At 64.7% G+C, this 2,074-nt stretch carries 3 protein-coding genes; all 3 read right to left on the bottom strand.

Translation table 11 applies throughout. The features are described 5' to 3' along the window. The coding region (locus CSC94_RS23870) for a putative bifunctional diguanylate cyclase/phosphodiesterase (protein WP_099308851.1) at positions 1 to 1,383 on the bottom strand (1,383 nt) is incomplete at its 3' end. Further along, positions 1,380 to 1,505, bottom strand: coding sequence for a hypothetical protein (locus CSC94_RS25210; protein ID WP_280950011.1), 126 nt, complete (start codon positions 1,503 to 1,505; stop codon positions 1,380 to 1,382). The genes CSC94_RS25210 and CSC94_RS23870, both read right to left, overlap by 4 nt. A 77-nt stretch (positions 1,506 to 1,582) precedes the next feature. Then, positions 1,583 to 2,074 (bottom strand): aminotransferase class I/II-fold pyridoxal phosphate-dependent enzyme (locus tag CSC94_RS23865; protein ID WP_114647884.1); only part of this gene is annotated, 492 nt, incomplete at its 5' end.

Here is a 2,074-nt window from a genome sequence, read left to right as displayed (position 1 = left end):
CTGGATCGGCGAGAGATTGACCGCGACCTTGATGTGTTCCGGCCACTTGCACGCTTCCTTGCATGCTTCGCGAAGCACCCAGGCGCCGAGCTGGTTGATCAGGCCGGTTTCCTCGGCCAACGGGATGAAGATTTCCGGCGACATGAGTCCGCGCTTGGGATGCGGCCAGCGGATCAGGGCCTCGAAGCCGGTGATCTCGCGCGTGTCGATGTTGATCAGCGGCTGGTAGAAGAGCTCGAACTGCGAGTGCTGAACCGCGATCCTGAGGTCGCTTTCCAGTTGCCGCTTTTCTTCCTGCTCCTGGAGCATGCGCGCCTCGAACAGGACCGCGCCGCCGCGGCCGTTGCTCTTGGCGTGGTACATGGCCAGGTCGGCGGCCTTCACGAGGCCGTCGAGGTCGGAGGAGAAATGCGAGGCGCGCGCCACGCCGCAGCTCGCGCCGATGTTGAGCTGCGTGCCGTCGACGGTAAAGGGCTTGCCGATTTCGGCGACGATCTGTTCCGCCAGTTGCATGGATGCATCGGGTTGGACGCCGTAGCGCGTGATGACCGCAAACTCGTCGCCGCCGAGGCGGGCGATGTCGAAGCTCGCGGGGACCACGGACTGGATGCGTTCGCCGGCCGCGCGCAGGAGCTTGTCGCCGATGGCGTGGCCGAAGAGGTCGTTGACGGCCTTGAACCCGTCGAGATCGATGAACAGGAGGGCAGGCTCCATGTCATTGACCGGCATTTCGTCGATGGCGTGGTGGAGCGCGTCGCGGAAGCCCTGGCGATTGAGCAGTTCGGTCAGCGAGTCATGGTAGGCGAGGAAGTGAAGCTTCTCCTCGGAGACCTTGCGGCGGCCGCTCTCGTTCGCGAGCTCGACTTCCTTGGCCGACAGGCTGGTGTTGAGTTGCTCGGTCGTCGCTTCCAGCGTCTGCTTGGACCGAAGGGTGCGGTCGCTTGCCTTCTTGGCCTCGATCTGGCCGTTGATGCGGGCAATGGCTACGGCGAAGTCGACCGGCTTGGTGACGTAGTCGTTGGCGCCGATGCTCAGGCTCTCGACAACGTCTTCGCTCTGGCTCTTGGCGGTGACCATGATCACCGGCAGTTCGGTGTTGCTGAACCGCTCGCGGATCCTGCGCAGGACCTCGTTGCCGCTGAGATCCGGCATCATGATGTCCAGGAGGACGAGGTCGAAGGTGCCGGTTTCGATCTGGTTCAGGGCGTCGTGCCCGCCGGATGCCTCGGTGACCTGGAAGCCGCGGCGCACGAGCCGGCGAGTCAGGATATCCCGGTTATCGGCAACGTCGTCGACGACGAGGATCCGCGGCGCCAGGTCTTCTTCTCCCTCGGGCGAGGAGACATTCGGTTCGCGGATCGCGTGAGATGTGGCAGTGTTCATTTTTTTATCCGCCGGCTACCGCGCGTAGTGGATAGATCAACAATTCGTGCCATCTCGATGTTGGTGCGGCCGCGTATCCCCTGCGGCACGAACCAGTTCACCAGCTTGTTGTCCATCATCATCGGATCGATCCCCTGCCTTGTCGCCGTATGCCCCCGGGTGCGGAGTGCCGCCTCGCGGCGGCACCCCCTTGTCTGTCTCAGCCGGCGACGCGGAACTCGCTCGCGTCGTAGCCCGCATCGAGTTGTGCCTGGCCGATGCGCATGGCCGCGCCCATCTTGTCGGCGGCGGCCGTCACTTCGTCTTCGGTGTGCGTCGCCATCACCTGCATGCGGAAGCGGGCGAGGCCCTTTCCGACCGCCGGGAACTCGACGAGGTTGGCGATCAGGCCGACGTCGGGAAGCGCGCGGGCCGTCATGCGGGCCAGCGCCTCGTCACCGGTCTTCACCGCGACGATGGCAGATGGGTCGCCGTAGTAGTCCATACCGTGATCCTTGAGCTGCATGCGCAGCGACAGGATGTTGTCCATCAGGTCGCGGCGCAGCCGGGCGCCTTCGGCGGAGCGGACGATACCGAGCGCCTTGCTGACGATGGCGACCTGCACCGGCGAGAGCGCGTTGGTGAAGGTGCAGCTCGGGCTGTAGAAGCGCAGGTATTCCTTGACGGCGCGGCTGTTGGTGGCAACGAAGCC

The sequence above is a fragment of the Zhengella mangrovi genome (genome assembly GCF_002727065.1).
Classification (GTDB): domain Bacteria; phylum Pseudomonadota; class Alphaproteobacteria; order Rhizobiales; family Rhizobiaceae; genus Zhengella; species Zhengella mangrovi.
The sequence above is the reverse complement of the archived record's forward strand: the minus strand, read 5'-3'. Positions and strand labels throughout refer to the sequence as shown.